The organism is Allobosea sp. UC22_33 (genome assembly GCF_042700715.1).
Taxonomy (GTDB): Bacteria; Pseudomonadota; Alphaproteobacteria; order Rhizobiales; family Beijerinckiaceae; genus Allobosea.
This window is the reverse complement of the sequence record NZ_CP170556.1, coordinates 5362595-5377554: the sequence shown is the minus strand read 5'-3', so window position 1 is coordinate 5377554 and position 14960 is coordinate 5362595. Positions and strand designations below refer to the sequence as shown.

Genomic DNA, 14960 nt, shown 5'->3' with positions numbered 1-14960 from the left:
CTGTCATTCCGTGCGCGTTGCAGCATGAAATGCTGCTGCGCAGACACGGGACCGTCCAGCGGAAGAGGCGCCGATCCAGAATGACCGCGTTTGGGATGGATCGAGAAATCGGGTACGAGAGGCGGCCATGGGCCGCCTCTTTTTCATTGTGCTGAAGCTTCTCCTCACCCTCGTCCTGCTCGGTGCCGCGCTCTGGGGGGCGGGCTTCCTGCTGTTCCGCCTGTCGGGCGCGATCGCGACCATCGCGGCGATCGGCTTCGGCATCGCGGCGCTGGCCGGGCTCGTCGGCATCTGGACCAGCGACGCGCGCCTGTCGCTGGGCTTCGCCATGGTCTTCGTCGGTTTGCTCGGATGGTGGAGCAGCTTCCAGCCCTCGCATGACCGGAACTGGATCCCCGAACTCGCGAAACTGCCGAGCATCGCGCGAGAGAGCGACGCGATCACCGTCTCCAATCTCCGCGATTTCCGCTGGCGCACGGAAGAGGATTTCGACCAGCGCTGGGAGACGCGGCGCTACAATCTCGCGTCCATCACCGGCGCCGACGCGTTCCTGACCTACTGGTCAGGCGAGACGATCGCGCATCTGATGATCAGCTTCACGTTTTCCGATTCCGTCCCGCTCACCATCTCGATCGAGGTGCGGCGCGAGAAGGGCGAGGATTGGTCAGCGCTGGCCGGCTTCTTCCGCAGCTACGAGATGGCCTATGTCGCCGCCGACGAGCGCGACATCGTGGGCTTGCGCACCCATGCGCGGCGCGAGGATGCCCGGCTTTTCCGACTCAGCGTCTCGGGAGCTCAGGCGCGCGACCTGCTCGTCGCCTATATCGGGGATATCAACGACCTCGCCGCCAAGCCGCGCTGGTACAACACGCTGACGACCAATTGCACCACGGTGGTGTACCACCTCGTCGCCAGCGTCTCGCCGGGCTGGAAGTTCTCGCTGCCGCTGGACCCGCGCGTGCTGCTGTCAGGCTATCTGCCGGGCTATCTCCAGCAGATCGGCGCGATCCGGCAAGATATCCCGCTGGAGGAGCTGGTCCGGGCCGCCCGCATCGGCGACCACGCGCGCACGCTCTCGCTGGACGATCCGCAGTTCTCGGCGAAGATCCGCGAGGGCGTGCCGACCGGGCGGCCGTGACACCGCTGTCTTTCCGTGCGCGCTGCGGCGCGAAGTGCCGCTGCGCAGACACGGGACCGCGGGCAGGATAGGGCGCCCTCCGCGGCGAGCGCGCGGAAAGAGCGCCTCTTCCGGGCAACGGTCCCGTGTCTGCGCAGCAGCATTGCATGCTGCTGCGCAGACACGGGATGACACCCTTCTCCTACCGGAAGAACAGCAGCGTCTGCACGATGAATAACGGGATCAGGATCGCGCCCGACCAGAGCATGTAGCCGAAGAAGCTCGGCATCTTCACCTTCCGGTCCTTGGCGATGGCGTAGACCATGAAGTTCGGGGCGTTGCCGATATAGCTGTTGGCGCCCATGAAGACCGCGCCGGCCGAGATCGCCGTCAGCGTCAGCGCGCCCGTCGTCATCAGCGCCTTGGGGTCGCCGCCCGCCAGCTCGAAGAAGACGAGATAGGTCGGCGCGTTGTCGAGAAAGGAGGAGAGCGCGCCCGTCAGCCAGAAATAGGCTGTCGTGTTGGCGCTGCCATCGGCATTGGTGACCAGCGATACCAGCGACGCGAAGGCGCCGGCCTTGCCCGCCTGCAGCATTGCCAGAACCGGGATGATGCAGATGAAGATGCCGGCGAAGAGCTTGGCGACCTCCTTGATCGGCCCCCAGCTGAACTCGTTGCCGGCGCGGACCGGGCCAGGCGTGAGCTTCAGCGACAGGCCGGCGAGGGCGAGCAGGATCACGTCGCGCAGCAGATTCTGCCCCTCGACGGGCACGCCATGCACGGTGAAAGCCACACCCGGCTTCCAGTTCGCCGACATCAGGATTGCGGCGATCACGCCGCCGAGCAGCAGGATGTTGACCTTGCCCCAGAGCTTGATGGCGCGGTCCGGCGTCGGGTCCTTGAGCCTGGGATAGCCCTCCTCCTTGCGGAAGAAGAAGCTGTCGAGCGCGTAGAACAGGGCGAGCAGGACGATGACCGCGAAAGCCGTCTCGGGCAGCAGATGCGTCGTGGTCCAGAAGAAATCGACGCCGCGCAGGAAGCCGAGGAAGAGCGGGGGGTCGCCAAGCGGGGTCAGCGATCCCCCGATATTCGAGACGAGGAAGATGAAGAAGACCACGACATGGACATTGAAGCGCCGGTCGTCATTCGCCCGCAGAACCGGCCGGATCATGATGATCGAGGCTCCGGTCGTGCCGACGAAGCTCGCCAGCACCGAGCCGATCGCCAGCAGCACCGTGTTGGTCGCCGGGGTGCCATGCAGGTTGCCGGAGATCAGGATGCCGCCCGCGATGGTGAAGAGCGCGAAGAGCAGGATGATGAACGGGATGTAGTCGAGCAGCGCGGTATGCAGCAGCGCGCCGAGCGCCGGATCGGCGCCGCGCAGCAGGACGAGCGGCACCAGCGTCAACGCGGCCCAGAAGGCGGCGAACTTGCCATAGTGATGCTCCCAGAGATGCGGGAACAGCACGGGGCCGAGCGCGATCGAGAGCAGCATGCCGGCAAAGGGCAGAGCCCAGCCGGCGCCCATGCCGGCGCCGCCGATATCGCCCGCCGCCCAGGCGGTGCCGGGCACCGCTACGAGCGCAAGCGATGCCATCGCGATCAGCCGGCCGGCCGCCCCCGTCACGACGCAGCCCGCCTTACGGCTTCGGCGGCGTGCCGATGACCGGCGGCGCGTTGAGGTCGAATCCACCCGGCAGGCCCGTGCCACCGAGGCCGGGGATCTGGATCGAATCGAACTGCTTGTCGATCGCCTTCTGGTCGAGCTGCACCGCCGAGGCCTTGTAGTGCATCACCATGCTCGGGAAGATCACGACGAGCGCGACCATGATGCACTGGATCACGACGAAAGGCACCGCGCCCCAGTAGATCTGGCCGGTGGTGACCGGCTCCATCATCCGGCCGGTGACCTTGTCCCGGTAGGCGTTCTTCGGCGCGACCGAGCGCAGGAAGAACAGCGCGAAGCCGAAGGGCGGGTGCATGAAGGAGGTCTGCATGTTCACGCCGAGGATGACGCCGAACCAGATCAGATCGATGCCGAGCTTCTCCGCGGCGGGGCCGAGCAGCGGCACGATGATGAAGGCCAGCTCGAAGAAGTCGAGGAAGAAGGCGAGCAGGAAGACCATCACGTTGACGACGATCAGGAAGCCCGTCGCGCCGCCGGGCAGGCCGACCAGCAGATGCTCGACCCAGAGATGGCCGTTGACACCGTAGAAGGTCAGCGAGAACACGCGCGCGCCGACCAGGATGAAGAGCACGAAGGCCGAGAGCTTGGCGGTCGATTCCGTCGCCTGCTTCAGCAGGTCGAAGGTCATGCGCTTCTTGCCATAGGCGAGCAGGATCGCGCCGGCCGCACCCATCGCGCCGCCTTCCGTCGGCGTCGCGACGCCGATGAAGATCGTGCCGAGCACCAGGAAGATCAGCGCCAGCGGCGGCACCATCACGAAGACGACCTGCTCGGCCATGCGCGAGAGCAGGCCGAGGCCGAGGGCCTTGTTGACCAGCGCAATGACGAAGGAGATCGCCACCATGAGCGACATCGTCAGGATGACGAAATCGGCGCCCGCAGTCAGCTTGGTGAAGAGCTTCATATAGGCGTAGGCGAGGCTCAGCGAGAGCAGCGCCACGACGAGCAGCGACAGGCGCCGCGTCTTGCCGTCGGCATCGCGCAGGGTCTGCGCTTCCGGCGGCAGGCCGGGCGCGCGATTGGGATAGACGATCGTGACGAGGAAGACGTAGCCAGCATACATCGCCGCGAGCACGAGGCCGGGGATGAAGGCGCCCTCGTACATGTCGCCGACCGAACGGCCGAGCTGGTCGGCGAGCACGATCAGGACGAGCGAGGGCGGGATGATCTGGGCGAGCGTGCCGGAGGCCGCGATGACACCCGAGGCCAGGCGCCGGTCATAGCCGTAGCGCAGCATGATCGGCAGCGAGATCAGGCCCATCGAGATCACCGAGGCCGCGACGACGCCGGTGGTCGCGGCGAGCAGGGCGCCGACGAAGATCACCGCATAGGCGAGGCCGCCGCGGATCGGCCCGAAGAGCTGGCCGATCGTGTCGAGCAGGTCCTCGGCCATGCCGGAACGTTCGAGGATCAGGCCCATGAAGGTGAAGAACGGCACGGCCAGCAGCACGTCGTTGTTCATCGTGCCGTAGATGCGCTCCGGCAGCGCCTGCAGGAAGTTCTCCTGGAACAGGCCGAGCTCGATGCCGATCAGCGCGAAGAGCAGGCCGTTGGCGGCGAGCGCGAAGGCGACGGGATAGCCGAGCAGCAGGAAGACGACGAGCGCGGCGAACATCACCGGCGCCATGTTGACGCGCAGGAAATCGCCGATGCCGCCGCCCGCCGCGAAGGCGTCGCCGGTATGGAGGCCGAAGAAGGCGAGGAGCGTGAGCGCGAGCAGCAGGCCGGCGACGCGCGGAAGGCGATGAGCGTGCATGGGACGGTTCCGGACTTCTTGCGGGCCGCTCACGAGGCGAGGCCCTGTTCCTTGGCTTGGTCGAGCAGGCGCTGGGCTTCGGCCTCGGCCGCCGCGGCATGGCCGAGCGCCGCTTCCTGATCCTCAAGATCGCCGCGCATGATCGCGATCGTCTTGATGATCTCGGAGATGCCCTGGAAGGTGAGCATCACGAAGCCGATGACGACGAGGCCCTTGGCTGGCCATTGCGGCAGGCCGCCGGCCGAAAGCGATTGCTCGTTGATCGCGTAGGAGCGCATGAAGAACGGCCAGGAATGATAGACGATCAGCAGGCAGAACGGCATCAGGAAGAGCACGTGGCCGACGAGCTCGATCCACTGGCGAACACGCTTCGGCAGCATCGCGTTCACGATGTCGATGCGGATGTGCTCCTTCACCTGCATCGTCCATGACGCGCACATCAGGAAGACCGCGCCGAACAGCATCCATTGCAGTTCGAGCCAGGCATTCGACGAGACGTTGAAGACCTTGCGGATGATGGCGTTGACCGTCGCGACGATCACCGCCGCGAGGATCAGCCAGGCAACCTTCTTGCCGATCTGGCCGTTGACCGCGTCGATGACGCGGCTGATGCCGAGGAGACCCTTCACATTCCCGCTCCCGTCGAGAGGCGCCATGGACCGGATATGTGCAGCCGGTTCGTGTTTATGCGCAGTTTATGAGCTGGATCGGTATAGGAGGGATGTGCGCCACGCAAGACGGTGCGGGCCTTATCCATTGGACCAAAGGCGAAGGGATACGACTGCCTGTTTTTGCGGCAGAAAATTGCGGCCTTGCGCCTTGGCTCGCCGGTGCGGCGAAGAATCGTTATGTTCGCGTTCATCTTCGGAGAACAATATTCTCCGGCCCGCTTCCCACCGTCGATTCGAGGCGCCGATGTGCCGCTTCCTCGCCTATTCCGGCGTTCCCGTCTTCCTTGAGGACTTCGTCGCCTCGCCGTGCCATTCGCTGATCCACCAGTCGCTCCATGCCGAGGAGGCCAAGACCGGCACCAATGGCGACGGCTTCGGCGTCGGCTGGTATGGCGAGCGGCCCGAGCCCGGCCAGTATCGCGAGGTCAGGCCCGCATGGTCCGACGAGAACCTGCTCTCGATCGCGCGGCAGGTGCGCTCGCACCTGTTCTTCGCCCATGTCCGCGCCGCGACCGGCACCGCGACGACGCGGGCGAACTGCCACCCCTTCGTCCATGGCCGCTATCTCTTCATGCATAACGGCCAGATCGGCGGTTACGGCACAATCCGCCGGCGGCTGGAAGCGCTGATCCCTGATGCGCTCTACGGCGTCCGCGCCGGCACGACCGACTCCGAGGCGCTGTTCTTGCTCGCGCTGTCCCATCTGGCGGAAGGAATGGCGCCGGGCGATGCGCTGGCGGCGGCGCTCTCCGACGCGCTGTCCCTGATGCAGCAGGCCGGCATCCGCGAGCCGCTGCGCTGCGCGGCGGCGCTGGCCGATGGCGACAGCATCCACGCCATCCGCTGGTCCTCGGACGCGAAGCCGCCGAGCCTCTATGTCTGCGAGCGGCCGGACAGCGTCGTCATCGCCTCCGAGCCGGTCGATGCGGCGCGCGAATGCTGGCAGGCGCTGCCCTGCAACACGCTGGTCACGGTGCAGGGCGGCGCGGTCACCTTCTCACCCTTCGAGATCGCGCTGAAACAGGCGGCTTGAGCCGACCTCGGCCCCTTCGCTTCAAGCCGCGGCCGGGCAGGACTGCCATGCGCCGCGCGCCCTGACACGCGCCCGGTTGCGTTCCTACGTCGAGAGCCTAGCCTTGCCATTCAGCAAGGCTCTCTCCGCGAAAGGCATGGGCGATGAAGAAGGGTTCCGATCTTCTGGTCGAGGCACTGGAGAACGAGGGCGTCGATCGCGTCTTCGGCGTTCCCGGCGAGGAAAATCTCGACGTCGTCGAATCCCTGCGCAAATCGAAGATCGAGCTGGTGCTGACCCGGCACGAGCAGGCCGCCGCCTTCATGGCCGCGACGCATGGGCGCCTGACCGGCCGCCCCGGCGTCTGCATCGCGACGCTCGGCCCCGGCGCGCTGAATTTCTCGACCGGGGCGGCCTATGCCCATCTCGGCGGGATGCCGATGATCCTGCTCACCGGGCAGAAGCCGATCATGAGCGCCAAGCAGGCGCGCTTTCAGATCGTCGATGTCGTCGCCTCGATGCGCCCGCTGACCAAGATGACGCGCCAGATCGTCAGCCCCGGCAGCATCCCTTCCGTGGTGCGCGACGCCTTCCGCGTCGCGATGGAGGAGCGGCCGGGACCCGTCCATCTCGAACTGCCCGAGGATGTCGCGGCCGAGGAGGTCGAGGATATCCCGATGATCCCGGTTCATTCGCTCGACCGTCCGATCGCGCCGCCTGCCCCGCTGGACCACGCTGCCCGGATGATCCTCGCCGCCAAGCGCCCGCTGGTGATGATCGGCGCCGCCGGCAACCGGCCGCGGCTGGTCGAGCCGCTCTCGGCCGCCGTGCGCCGTATCGGCCTGCCCTTCTTCAACACGCAGATGGGCAAGGGCGCCGTCACCGGTGGCTCCAACCTCTATCTCGGCACCGCCGCGCTCTCCGAGGGCGACTATGTTCATGAGGCCGTCGCCGCCGCCGACCTGATCATCGCGGTCGGCCACGACACGATCGAGAAGCCGCCCTTCCTGATGCGCCAAGCCGGCGGGCCGAAGGTGATCCATCTCGGCTTCCAGTCGGCCAATGTCGAACAGGTCTACCACCCCGATGCCGAGGTGATCGGCGATATCGGCGTCACCATGACGGGCCTCGCCGACCGGCTGGAGGGCAAGCTGCCCGAGCAGAAGCAGACGTTGGAGCTGCGCCAGAAGATCTTGGCGAAGATCAATGCCCGCGCCGAGGAGGACCGCTTCCCGGTGACGCCGCAGCGGCTCGTCCATGACGTGCGCGCGGTGATGCCGGAGGACGGCATGGTCTGCCTCGACAACGGCATGTACAAGATCTGGTTCGCGCGGAACTACCGCACCCATGTCGCCAATACGCTGCTGCTCGACAATGCGCTGGCGACGATGGGCGCAGGGCTGCCTTCCGCGATGATGGCGGCGATGCTGCATCCCGAACGGCGCGTCATGGCCGTCTGCGGCGATGGCGGCTTCATGATGAACTCGCAGGAGATGGAGACGGCGGTCCGGCTCGGGCTCAATCTCGTCGTGCTCGTCCTCAACGACGGCGCCTATGGCATGATCCGCTGGAAGCAGGCGGTCGACAAGTTCCCGGATTACGGCATGACTTTCGGCAATCCCGATTTCGTGCGCTATGCCGAGGCCTATGGCGCCAAGGGCTCGCGCGTGACCTCGGCCGAGGCGCTGGTGCCGACGCTGGAAGCCGCATTCAAGGGCGGCGGCGTCCATCTCGTCGATTGCCCGATCGACTATTCCGAGAACACCCGCGTCCTCGTCGAGGAACTCAAGAACAAGGTGCCGGACGTCGATCTGGCTTAAGTCACGCTTCATCGCTCTCCGCGGGTCATCCCGGGCTTGACCCGGGATCCATGCCGGAGCGCTCCCGATGAAGGCTCAGGCATGGATCCCGGATCTCCGCTTCGCTGCGTCCGGGATGACCCGCGCCATTCCGAGGAGAAAGACCATGCTCAGGGTTGTTTCAGGCCTACGACCGCGCCCCGATCACCGAGATCGAGACCGATGACGAGGCCGCGCTCGAACGCAAGCTGCAGGCGGCGCAGGCCGTCTTCAGGGACCGCGACAACTGGCTGAAGCCGCATCAGCGCATCGCGATCCTGCGCAAGCTCGCGGGGCTCCTCGAAGCAAGGCGCGACCATTTCGCCATGCAGATCGCGCGCGAGGGCGGCAAGCCGCTGCCGGACGCGATCGTCGAGGCGAACCGGGCCGTCGACGGCGTCTACAATGCCGCCGAGGAACTCAGGAACTTCGCCGGCCGCGAGATCCCGATGGGACTGTCGGCGGCCGCCGCCGATCGCTGGGCCTTCACCACCAAGGAGCCGATCGGCATCGTCGCGGCGATCTCCGCCTTCAACCACCCGCTCAACCTGATCGTGCATCAGGTCGCGCCGGCGATCGCGGTCGGCTGCCCGGTCATCGTCAAGCCGGCCGGCACGACGCCGCTCTCCTGCATCGACTTCGTCAAGCTGGTGCATGAGGCCGGGTTGCCCGAGGCCTGGTGCCAGACCTTCGTCCCGCTGGAGACGGCGCTGGCGGAGAAGTTCGCCACCGATCCGCGCATCGCGTTCCTCAGTTTCATCGGTTCGGCCAAGGTCGGCTGGCACCTGCATTCGAAGCTCGCCCATGGCGCCCGCTCGGCGCTGGAGCATGGCGGCGTCGCGCCCGCGATCGTCGACAAGAGCGCCGATCTCGAAGGGATCATCGAACCGATCGTGAAGGGCGGCTACTACCATGCCGGCCAGGTCTGCGTGTCGACGCAGCGGATCTATGTCCATGACGCCATCGTCAACGACTTCACCGAGCGACTCGTGGCGCGGGTGAAGAAGCTGCGCACCGGCGATCCCACGCTGAAGGACACCGAAGTCGGCCCGCTGATCGTCCCGAAGGAGGCCGACCGCGTCGCCTCCTGGATCGACGAGGCGATCAAGGGCGGCGCCCGCCTCGCCACCGGCGGGAAGCGCCTGTCGGAGACGACGCTGGAGCCGACGGTGCTGATCGATCCCGATCCGCAAGCGCGCATCTCCAGCGAGGAGGTGTTCGGCCCGGTCGTCGCGATCTATCGCTACAGCAAGCTCGACGACGCGATCGCGCGGGCGAATTCGCTTCCCGTCGCCTTCCAGGCCAGCATATTCGCGCAGGATATCGACGTGGCGATGCGGGCGGCGAACCGGCTCGATGCCTCAGCCGTGATGGTCAACGACCCCACGACCTTCCGCACCGACTGGATGCCCTTCGCCGGCCGGCGCGTCTCCGGCTACGGCACCGGCGGCATCCCCTACACGATGCACGACATGACCCAGGAGAAGATGATCCTGCTGAAGCGGCGTTGAAGCCCTTGGTCTTTTCGTCATGACCGGGCTCGTCCCGACCATCCACGTCTTTGTTCAAGCGATAGGGCGGCCAAGACGTGGATGATCGCCACAAGGGCGATCATGACGGAATGCGCAATTCAGCCATGTTTTCGTAAGTATCCGGCCTCGGCTTGATACTTTACGATCATTCTAAACAATACGGATTCGGTTGACCCTTGCGCCGCGTCTGCCTAGGCACTGGCTGTCTGCGCCGCGAATAGCCTGATCGCGACGTGCAACCGGGCCGGGTTCGCCGTGATCGTACCGTTTCTCATCATGCTCCGCGAAGGCATCGAGGCCGCGCTGATCGTCGGCATCGTCGCGAGCTATCTGGTCAGGAGCGGGCGGCGCGAATGGCTGCCGGCGCTCTGGATCGGCGTCGGCCTCGCCTGCGCGGTCAGCCTCGCCGCGGGCGCGGCGCTCGACATCATCGTCGGTGAATTGCCCCAGCGCGGGCAGGAATTGTTCGAAGCCGTGATCGGCCTGATCGCGGCGGCGATGCTCACCTCGATGGTTTTCTGGATGCGCAAGGCGGCGCGCTCGATCAAGGGCGAGTTGCAAGCCGGCGTCGATGCCGCGCTTTCCGGCACGCACCAGGGCCTCGCGCTGGTCGGGCTCGCCTTCCTCGCCGTGGTGCGCGAGGGGCTGGAATCGGTCTTCTTCCTGCTCGCGATCTTCCAGCAGAACAGCGGCTGGGCTCCGGCCATCGGCGCGGGTCTTGGCATCGGCTTGGCGGCCGTCATCGGCTACGCCATCTATGCGCTCGGCGTGAAGCTCAACCTGCGCAGCTTCTTCCGCTGGACCGGCATCCTGATCCTGTTCGTCGCGGCCGGGCTGGTAGCCAATGCCGTGCGCTCGCTGCACGAAGCCGGGCTCTGGAACCACCTCCAGCAGGGCGTCTACGATCTCGGCACAGTGCTGCCGGCCGACGGCGCGCTCGGCGCGATCCTCTCCGGTTTCTTCGGTTATCAGGAGCGCGCGGCGCTGGGCGAGGTCATTGCCTATCTCGCCTTCCTCGTCCCGATGCTCGCCCTGTTCCTTGCCGGCGGCCGGCAAGAGCAAGCTGTAGCGGCGCCCCGTCCCGAAACGCGTCGTTCGCCGCGTCTCAAGCTGGCGGGCATCGGCACCTTGCTGCTGGCCTGTGGCGGCATCGGCGCCTTCGTCTATGCGGCAGGCACCGGCGCCCGACGCGGCGCCGAGGCCGGCACGAGCGATATCGTCATCGCGATCACCGACCGGACCTGCCAGCCGGCATCGCTGACGATCCCCGCCGGCAAGGCCAGCTTCGTCGTGACCAATCGCGGCGAACGCGTGCTGGAATGGGAAATCCTCGACGGTGTGATGGTGCTGGAGGAGCGCGAGAATATCGCGCCCGGCCAATCGCGGCGGCTGACGACGCAGCTCCATCCCGGCGAATACGCCATCACCTGCGGCTTGCTGAGCGCCCCACGCGGCCGCCTGATCGTGCAAGCCTCGACGACGCAACCGCGCCCGGCCATGACGCTGATGGACATGGTCGGTCCTGCCGCCGAATACCGCGCCGTGCTCAGCGAGCGTTCGGCCGCACTCGGCAAAGCCCTCGACACTCTCGAACAGGCCCAGAGCGACGGCGACGCGCAGACCTCCGACATCGCTCGTCGTGAAGCCGTCGCGCTGCTGCACGCCTTGCATCCGGCCACGGCTGATGATGCCGAGCTCGACGCCCTTTTCGGCAAGCTGCAGGCGGCTCTCGCCGACCATGCGGCCAATGCCGTATCGGGGATCAAACCGGCCGCCGAGGCCTTCCGCAGCGCGCTCGCCCGGCGCACCACCCTGCCGGATACGATGCTGGCCGGTGCGATCAACCTCCTGTCGTCACCCGACGGCGAGACCGCCTCGCCCGAGGACATCGCCGCCGCGCGCGATATCGCAAAGCTGCTGCTGCCCTTGACCGCGCGCGTCGATCCCGCGCTGGCGGGACGTGTCCGGACCGATCTCGTGGCCCTGCCTGACGATGCCAAGCCGGGCGGTGCCCTGCGAGCGCTGGCCGAAGACCTCGCGGCCATGCGCAAGGCGCTCGCTTTGCCTGAAGCGGAGCGCAAGTCATGACCAAGCCGGGCCAACCCTTCTCGCCCTCGCGGCGCTCGCTGCTCAGCGGCGGCGCGGCAGTTCTCGGCGGCGCCTCGTTGGCCCAGGCGGCGAGCGAACCGGTCCAGAACCCGGCAGCGGCGCCGGAAAGCGACGCGACCGCCCAGCGCCAGCCCCTTCATGGCCTCCATCAAGCCGGCATCGTCACGCCGCGCCCAGCCACCGGCCTTGTCGCCGCCTTCGACGTCACCGCGACCTCGCTCGACGAACTCGAACGGCTCTTCCGCCTGCTCAGCGAGCGCATCGCCTTCCTGATGCGGGGCGGGCCGGCCCCGACCGCCGATCCGGGCTTCCCGCCCCCCGATAGCGGAATCCTCGGCCCCGTCATCGCGCCCGACAACCTGACCGTCACCGTTGCGCTCGGCGCCTCGCTTTTCGACGAGCGTTTCGGCCTCGGCCCGCTCAAGCCGAAGCACCTGCAGCGGATGAAGCGCTTCCGCAACGATGCGCTCGACGGCGCGCTCTGCCATGGCGACCTGCTGCTGCAATTCTGCGCCAATACCGCCGATACCAATATCCATGCGCTGCGCGATATCCTGAAAAACGCGCCCGATCTCCTGCTGCTGCGCTGGAAGCAGGAAGGTACGGTACCGGTACGCCAGTCCAAATCGACCGATGCCAGACCGGGCGAACCGGCGGAGAGCGCCCGCAACCTGCTCGGCTTCCGCGACGGCACCGCCAATCCCGATGCGGCGAACAAGGCGCTGATGGATCATCTCGTCTGGGTGCAACCCGGCCCCAGTGAGCCGGACTGGGCCGTGAACGGCAGCTATCAGGTCGTCAGGATCATCCGGAATTTCGTCGAGCGCTGGGACCGCACGCCGCTTGGCGAGCAGGAAGCGATCATGGGCCGCGAGAAGGCGAGCGGCGCGCCCTTCGGCGGCAGCCAAGAATATGACGAGCCCGTCTATGCCGATGATTCCGAGGGCAAGCGCACCAGGCTCGACGCGCATATCCGGCTCGCCAATCCGCGCCGGCCGGAGACGGAAGCCAGCCGCATGCTGCGCCGGCCCTTCAACTATTCCAACGGCGTCACCCGCGCCGGGCAGCTCGACATGGGGCTGCTCTTCATCTGCTTCCAGCAGGATCTCGAGCGCAGCTTCATCGCCGTGCAGAAGCGGCTCGATGGCGAACCGCTGGAGGAATACATCAAGCCCGTCGGCGGCGGCTATTTCTTCGCCCTGCCCGGCGTGCCCGATGCCGGGAGCCATCTCGGCGCCGGCCTGATCCGGGCTGCGCGCGGCATCGCATCCGCCTCGACCCAAACTTCCCCCCGCAAGACAGGAGATTGATATGCGCTTGCGTTTCGCAGGGCTGGCCGGTGCCAGCCTGATCGCCGTGATGACCGCCGGATCGGCGCTGGCCGCCTCGCCGCTCGACCTCGTGGCTCCGGTCGCCGAGTACAAGCTCTATGTCTCCCAAGGCGTCGACCAACTGGTGAAGGACACCAAGATCTTCACCGATGCGGTCAAGGCCGGCGATCTCGCCAAGGCCAGGGCGCTCTACGCGCCGACCCGCGTCTCCTACGAGAAGATCGAGCCGGTCGCGGAATTGTTCAGCGATCTCGACGGCAAGATCGATTCCCGCGCCGACGACCATGAGAAGAAGGAAGCCGATCCCGAGTTCACCGGCTTCCACCGCATCGAATACGGGCTTTTTGCCAGGAACAGCACCGAGGGGCTTAGCCCCTTCGCCGACGGGCTGCTCGCCGACGTCACCGAATTGCAGAGCCGCATCAAGGGCTTGACGGTTCCGCCGGACAAGATGGTTGGCGGCGCCGCCGCGCTGATCGAGGAGGTCGCGGCGACCAAGATCTCCGGCGAGGAGGACCGCTACAGCCATACCGACCTCTGGGACTTCCAGGCCAATGTCGACGGCGCGAAAAAGATCGTCGACCTGCTGCGCCCGCTCGTCGTCAAGGAAGACAAGGCGCTGGCCGGGAAGATCGACGCCAATTTCGAGACCGTCGACAAGACGCTGGCCAAGTACAAGCTCGGGGATGGCGGCTTCGAGACCTATGACAAGCTGAGCGAGGCCGACCGCAAGGCGCTGGCCGCGATGATCACGACGCTGGCGGAGGATCTCTCCAAGCTGCGCGGCGTGCTCGGCCTCGGCTGACATCAACCGGTTACGTCGGCGCGCCACTCGACAGGGGGTAGCCGATGCGCCATGGACGGCGCATCGGCGCATGACGCCCATCGAAATCCCTTGAACGGATCGCCAGCATGACCGCTTCCTCCGCCAACGCTCCCGCCTCTCAGGGCCGCATCGCCTTGCTCGGCGCACCCATCGAGGTCGGCGCCTCGCGCCGCGGCGCGCTGATGGGCCCGGCCGGCCTGCGCACGGCGGGTCTCGTCGGCGTGCTGGAAAGCCTCGGCTATGCGGTCAGCGACCATGGCGACATCCTGCCGCGCGACCTGACGCCGGTCGACGGCCCGGCCCCGGCCAATGCCCGTTTCTACAACGAGATCGCCGCCTGGATGCGCGCGCTCAGCGCCCGCGCCTATGAGCTCGCACGCTCCGGCGACACGCCGATCTTCCTCGGCGGCGACCACAGCCTGTCGATGGGCTCGGTCAACGGCGTCGCGCGTCACTGGCAGGAGCAGGGCCGCAAGCTCTTCGTGCTCTGGCTCGACGCCCATGCCGATTTCAACATGCCGGCGATCTCGCCTTCCGGAAACATGCACGGCATGTCCTCGGCCTTTCTCTGCGGCGAGGCCGGGCTCGACGAGCTGCTCGGCTCGGAACCGCGCGCCTCGATCGCCTATGAGCAGCTCAGCCTGTTCGGCATCCGCTCGATCGATCCGCTGGAGAAAGCCGCCGTGAAGGCGCGGGGCGTCGACATCGCCGACATGCGCGCCATCGACGAGCACGGCGTCGGCGTGCTGATCCGCCAAGTGATCGAGAAGGTGCGCGCCGCGAACGGCGTGCTGCATGTCTCCTTCGACGTCGATTTCCTCGACCCACCGCTGGCGCCGGGCGTCGGCACCACCGTGCCGGGCGGCGCGACCTATCGCGAGGCGCATCTGGTGATGGAGCTCCTGCACGATTCCGGGCTGGTCCGCTCGATGGATATCGTCGAGCTCAACCCCTTCCTCGACGATCGCGGCCAGACCGCCCGTCTCGCGGTGGAGCTCGCCGGCAGCCTGTTCGGCCAGCAGATCACCGATCGCCAGACGCCGTCCAACGCGATCGGCGCGGCTTAAGTCGCGCTCTCGCG

Annotated in this window: 11 protein-coding genes and 1 pseudogene; 9 read left to right on the top strand and 3 right to left on the bottom strand. The window is 66.8% G+C overall.

What is annotated here, in order from left to right; translation table 11 throughout:
* Positions 1-127: 127 nt before the first annotated feature.
* Positions 128-1138, top strand: coding sequence for a DUF4105 domain-containing protein (locus ACFJGT_RS26005; RefSeq protein WP_377844384.1), 1011 nt, complete (start codon positions 128-130; stop codon positions 1136-1138).
* A 181-nt stretch (positions 1139-1319) separates the two neighbouring features.
* On the opposite strand, the gene ACFJGT_RS26000 is transcribed toward ACFJGT_RS26005, so the two are convergent.
* The 3 genes from ACFJGT_RS26000 to ACFJGT_RS25990 form a co-directional block, all read right to left on the bottom strand.
* Positions 1320-2714 (bottom strand): sodium:proton antiporter, encoded by a 1395-nt coding sequence (locus ACFJGT_RS26000; protein WP_377849076.1) that lies wholly within the window; start codon positions 2712-2714, stop codon positions 1320-1322.
* Positions 2715-2757: 43 nt separating this feature from the next.
* On the bottom strand, positions 2758-4455 hold the full coding sequence (locus ACFJGT_RS25995; protein WP_377849075.1) for a TRAP transporter large permease subunit: 1698 nt from the start codon (positions 4453-4455) through the stop codon (positions 2758-2760).
* A 134-nt stretch (positions 4456-4589) separates the two neighbouring features.
* A complete protein-coding gene (locus ACFJGT_RS25990) occupies positions 4590-5189 on the bottom strand; it encodes a TRAP transporter small permease subunit (RefSeq protein WP_377844382.1) in 600 nt (199 codons plus the stop codon).
* Positions 5190-5475: 286 nt separating this feature from the next.
* Here ACFJGT_RS25990 and ACFJGT_RS25985 point away from each other — a divergent pair, with 286 nt between their 5' ends.
* From ACFJGT_RS25985 to rocF, 8 genes and pseudogenes are all read left to right on the top strand, one after another.
* Complete coding sequence (locus ACFJGT_RS25985) at positions 5476-6264, top strand: class II glutamine amidotransferase (RefSeq protein ID WP_377844380.1); 789 nt, start codon at positions 5476-5478, stop codon at positions 6262-6264.
* A 143-nt stretch (positions 6265-6407) separates the two neighbouring features.
* Positions 6408-8063 (top strand): acetolactate synthase large subunit, encoded by a 1656-nt coding sequence (locus ACFJGT_RS25980; protein ID WP_377844377.1) that lies wholly within the window; start codon positions 6408-6410, stop codon positions 8061-8063.
* A gap of 155 nt (positions 8064-8218) precedes the next feature.
* The gene (locus ACFJGT_RS25975) at positions 8219-9592 is read left to right on the top strand and encodes an aldehyde dehydrogenase family protein (protein WP_377844374.1); all 1374 of its coding nucleotides are present in this window, start codon (positions 8219-8221) and stop codon (positions 9590-9592) included.
* A gap of 276 nt (positions 9593-9868) precedes the next feature.
* Positions 9869-10660, top strand: a pseudogene (efeU, locus tag ACFJGT_RS25970) (iron uptake transporter permease EfeU); the annotation flags it as partial.
* The gene (locus tag ACFJGT_RS25965) at positions 10637-11701 is read left to right on the top strand and encodes a cupredoxin domain-containing protein (RefSeq protein WP_377849074.1); all 1065 of its coding nucleotides are present in this window, start codon (positions 10637-10639) and stop codon (positions 11699-11701) included. The pseudogene efeU and the gene ACFJGT_RS25965, both read left to right, overlap by 24 nt.
* A complete protein-coding gene (efeB, locus tag ACFJGT_RS25960; protein ID WP_377844372.1) occupies positions 11698-13032 on the top strand; it encodes an iron uptake transporter deferrochelatase/peroxidase subunit in 1335 nt (444 codons plus the stop codon). Before ACFJGT_RS25965 ends, efeB begins: the two co-directional genes overlap by 4 nt.
* A 1-nt stretch (position 13033) precedes the next feature.
* Positions 13034-13858, top strand: coding sequence for an iron uptake system protein EfeO (gene efeO, locus ACFJGT_RS25955; protein WP_377844369.1), 825 nt, complete (start codon positions 13034-13036; stop codon positions 13856-13858).
* Between the two features lie 107 nt (positions 13859-13965).
* The gene (gene rocF, locus ACFJGT_RS25950; protein ID WP_377844366.1) at positions 13966-14946 is read left to right on the top strand and encodes an arginase; all 981 of its coding nucleotides are present in this window, start codon (positions 13966-13968) and stop codon (positions 14944-14946) included.
* The last annotated feature ends 14 nt before the right edge of the window (positions 14947-14960 follow it).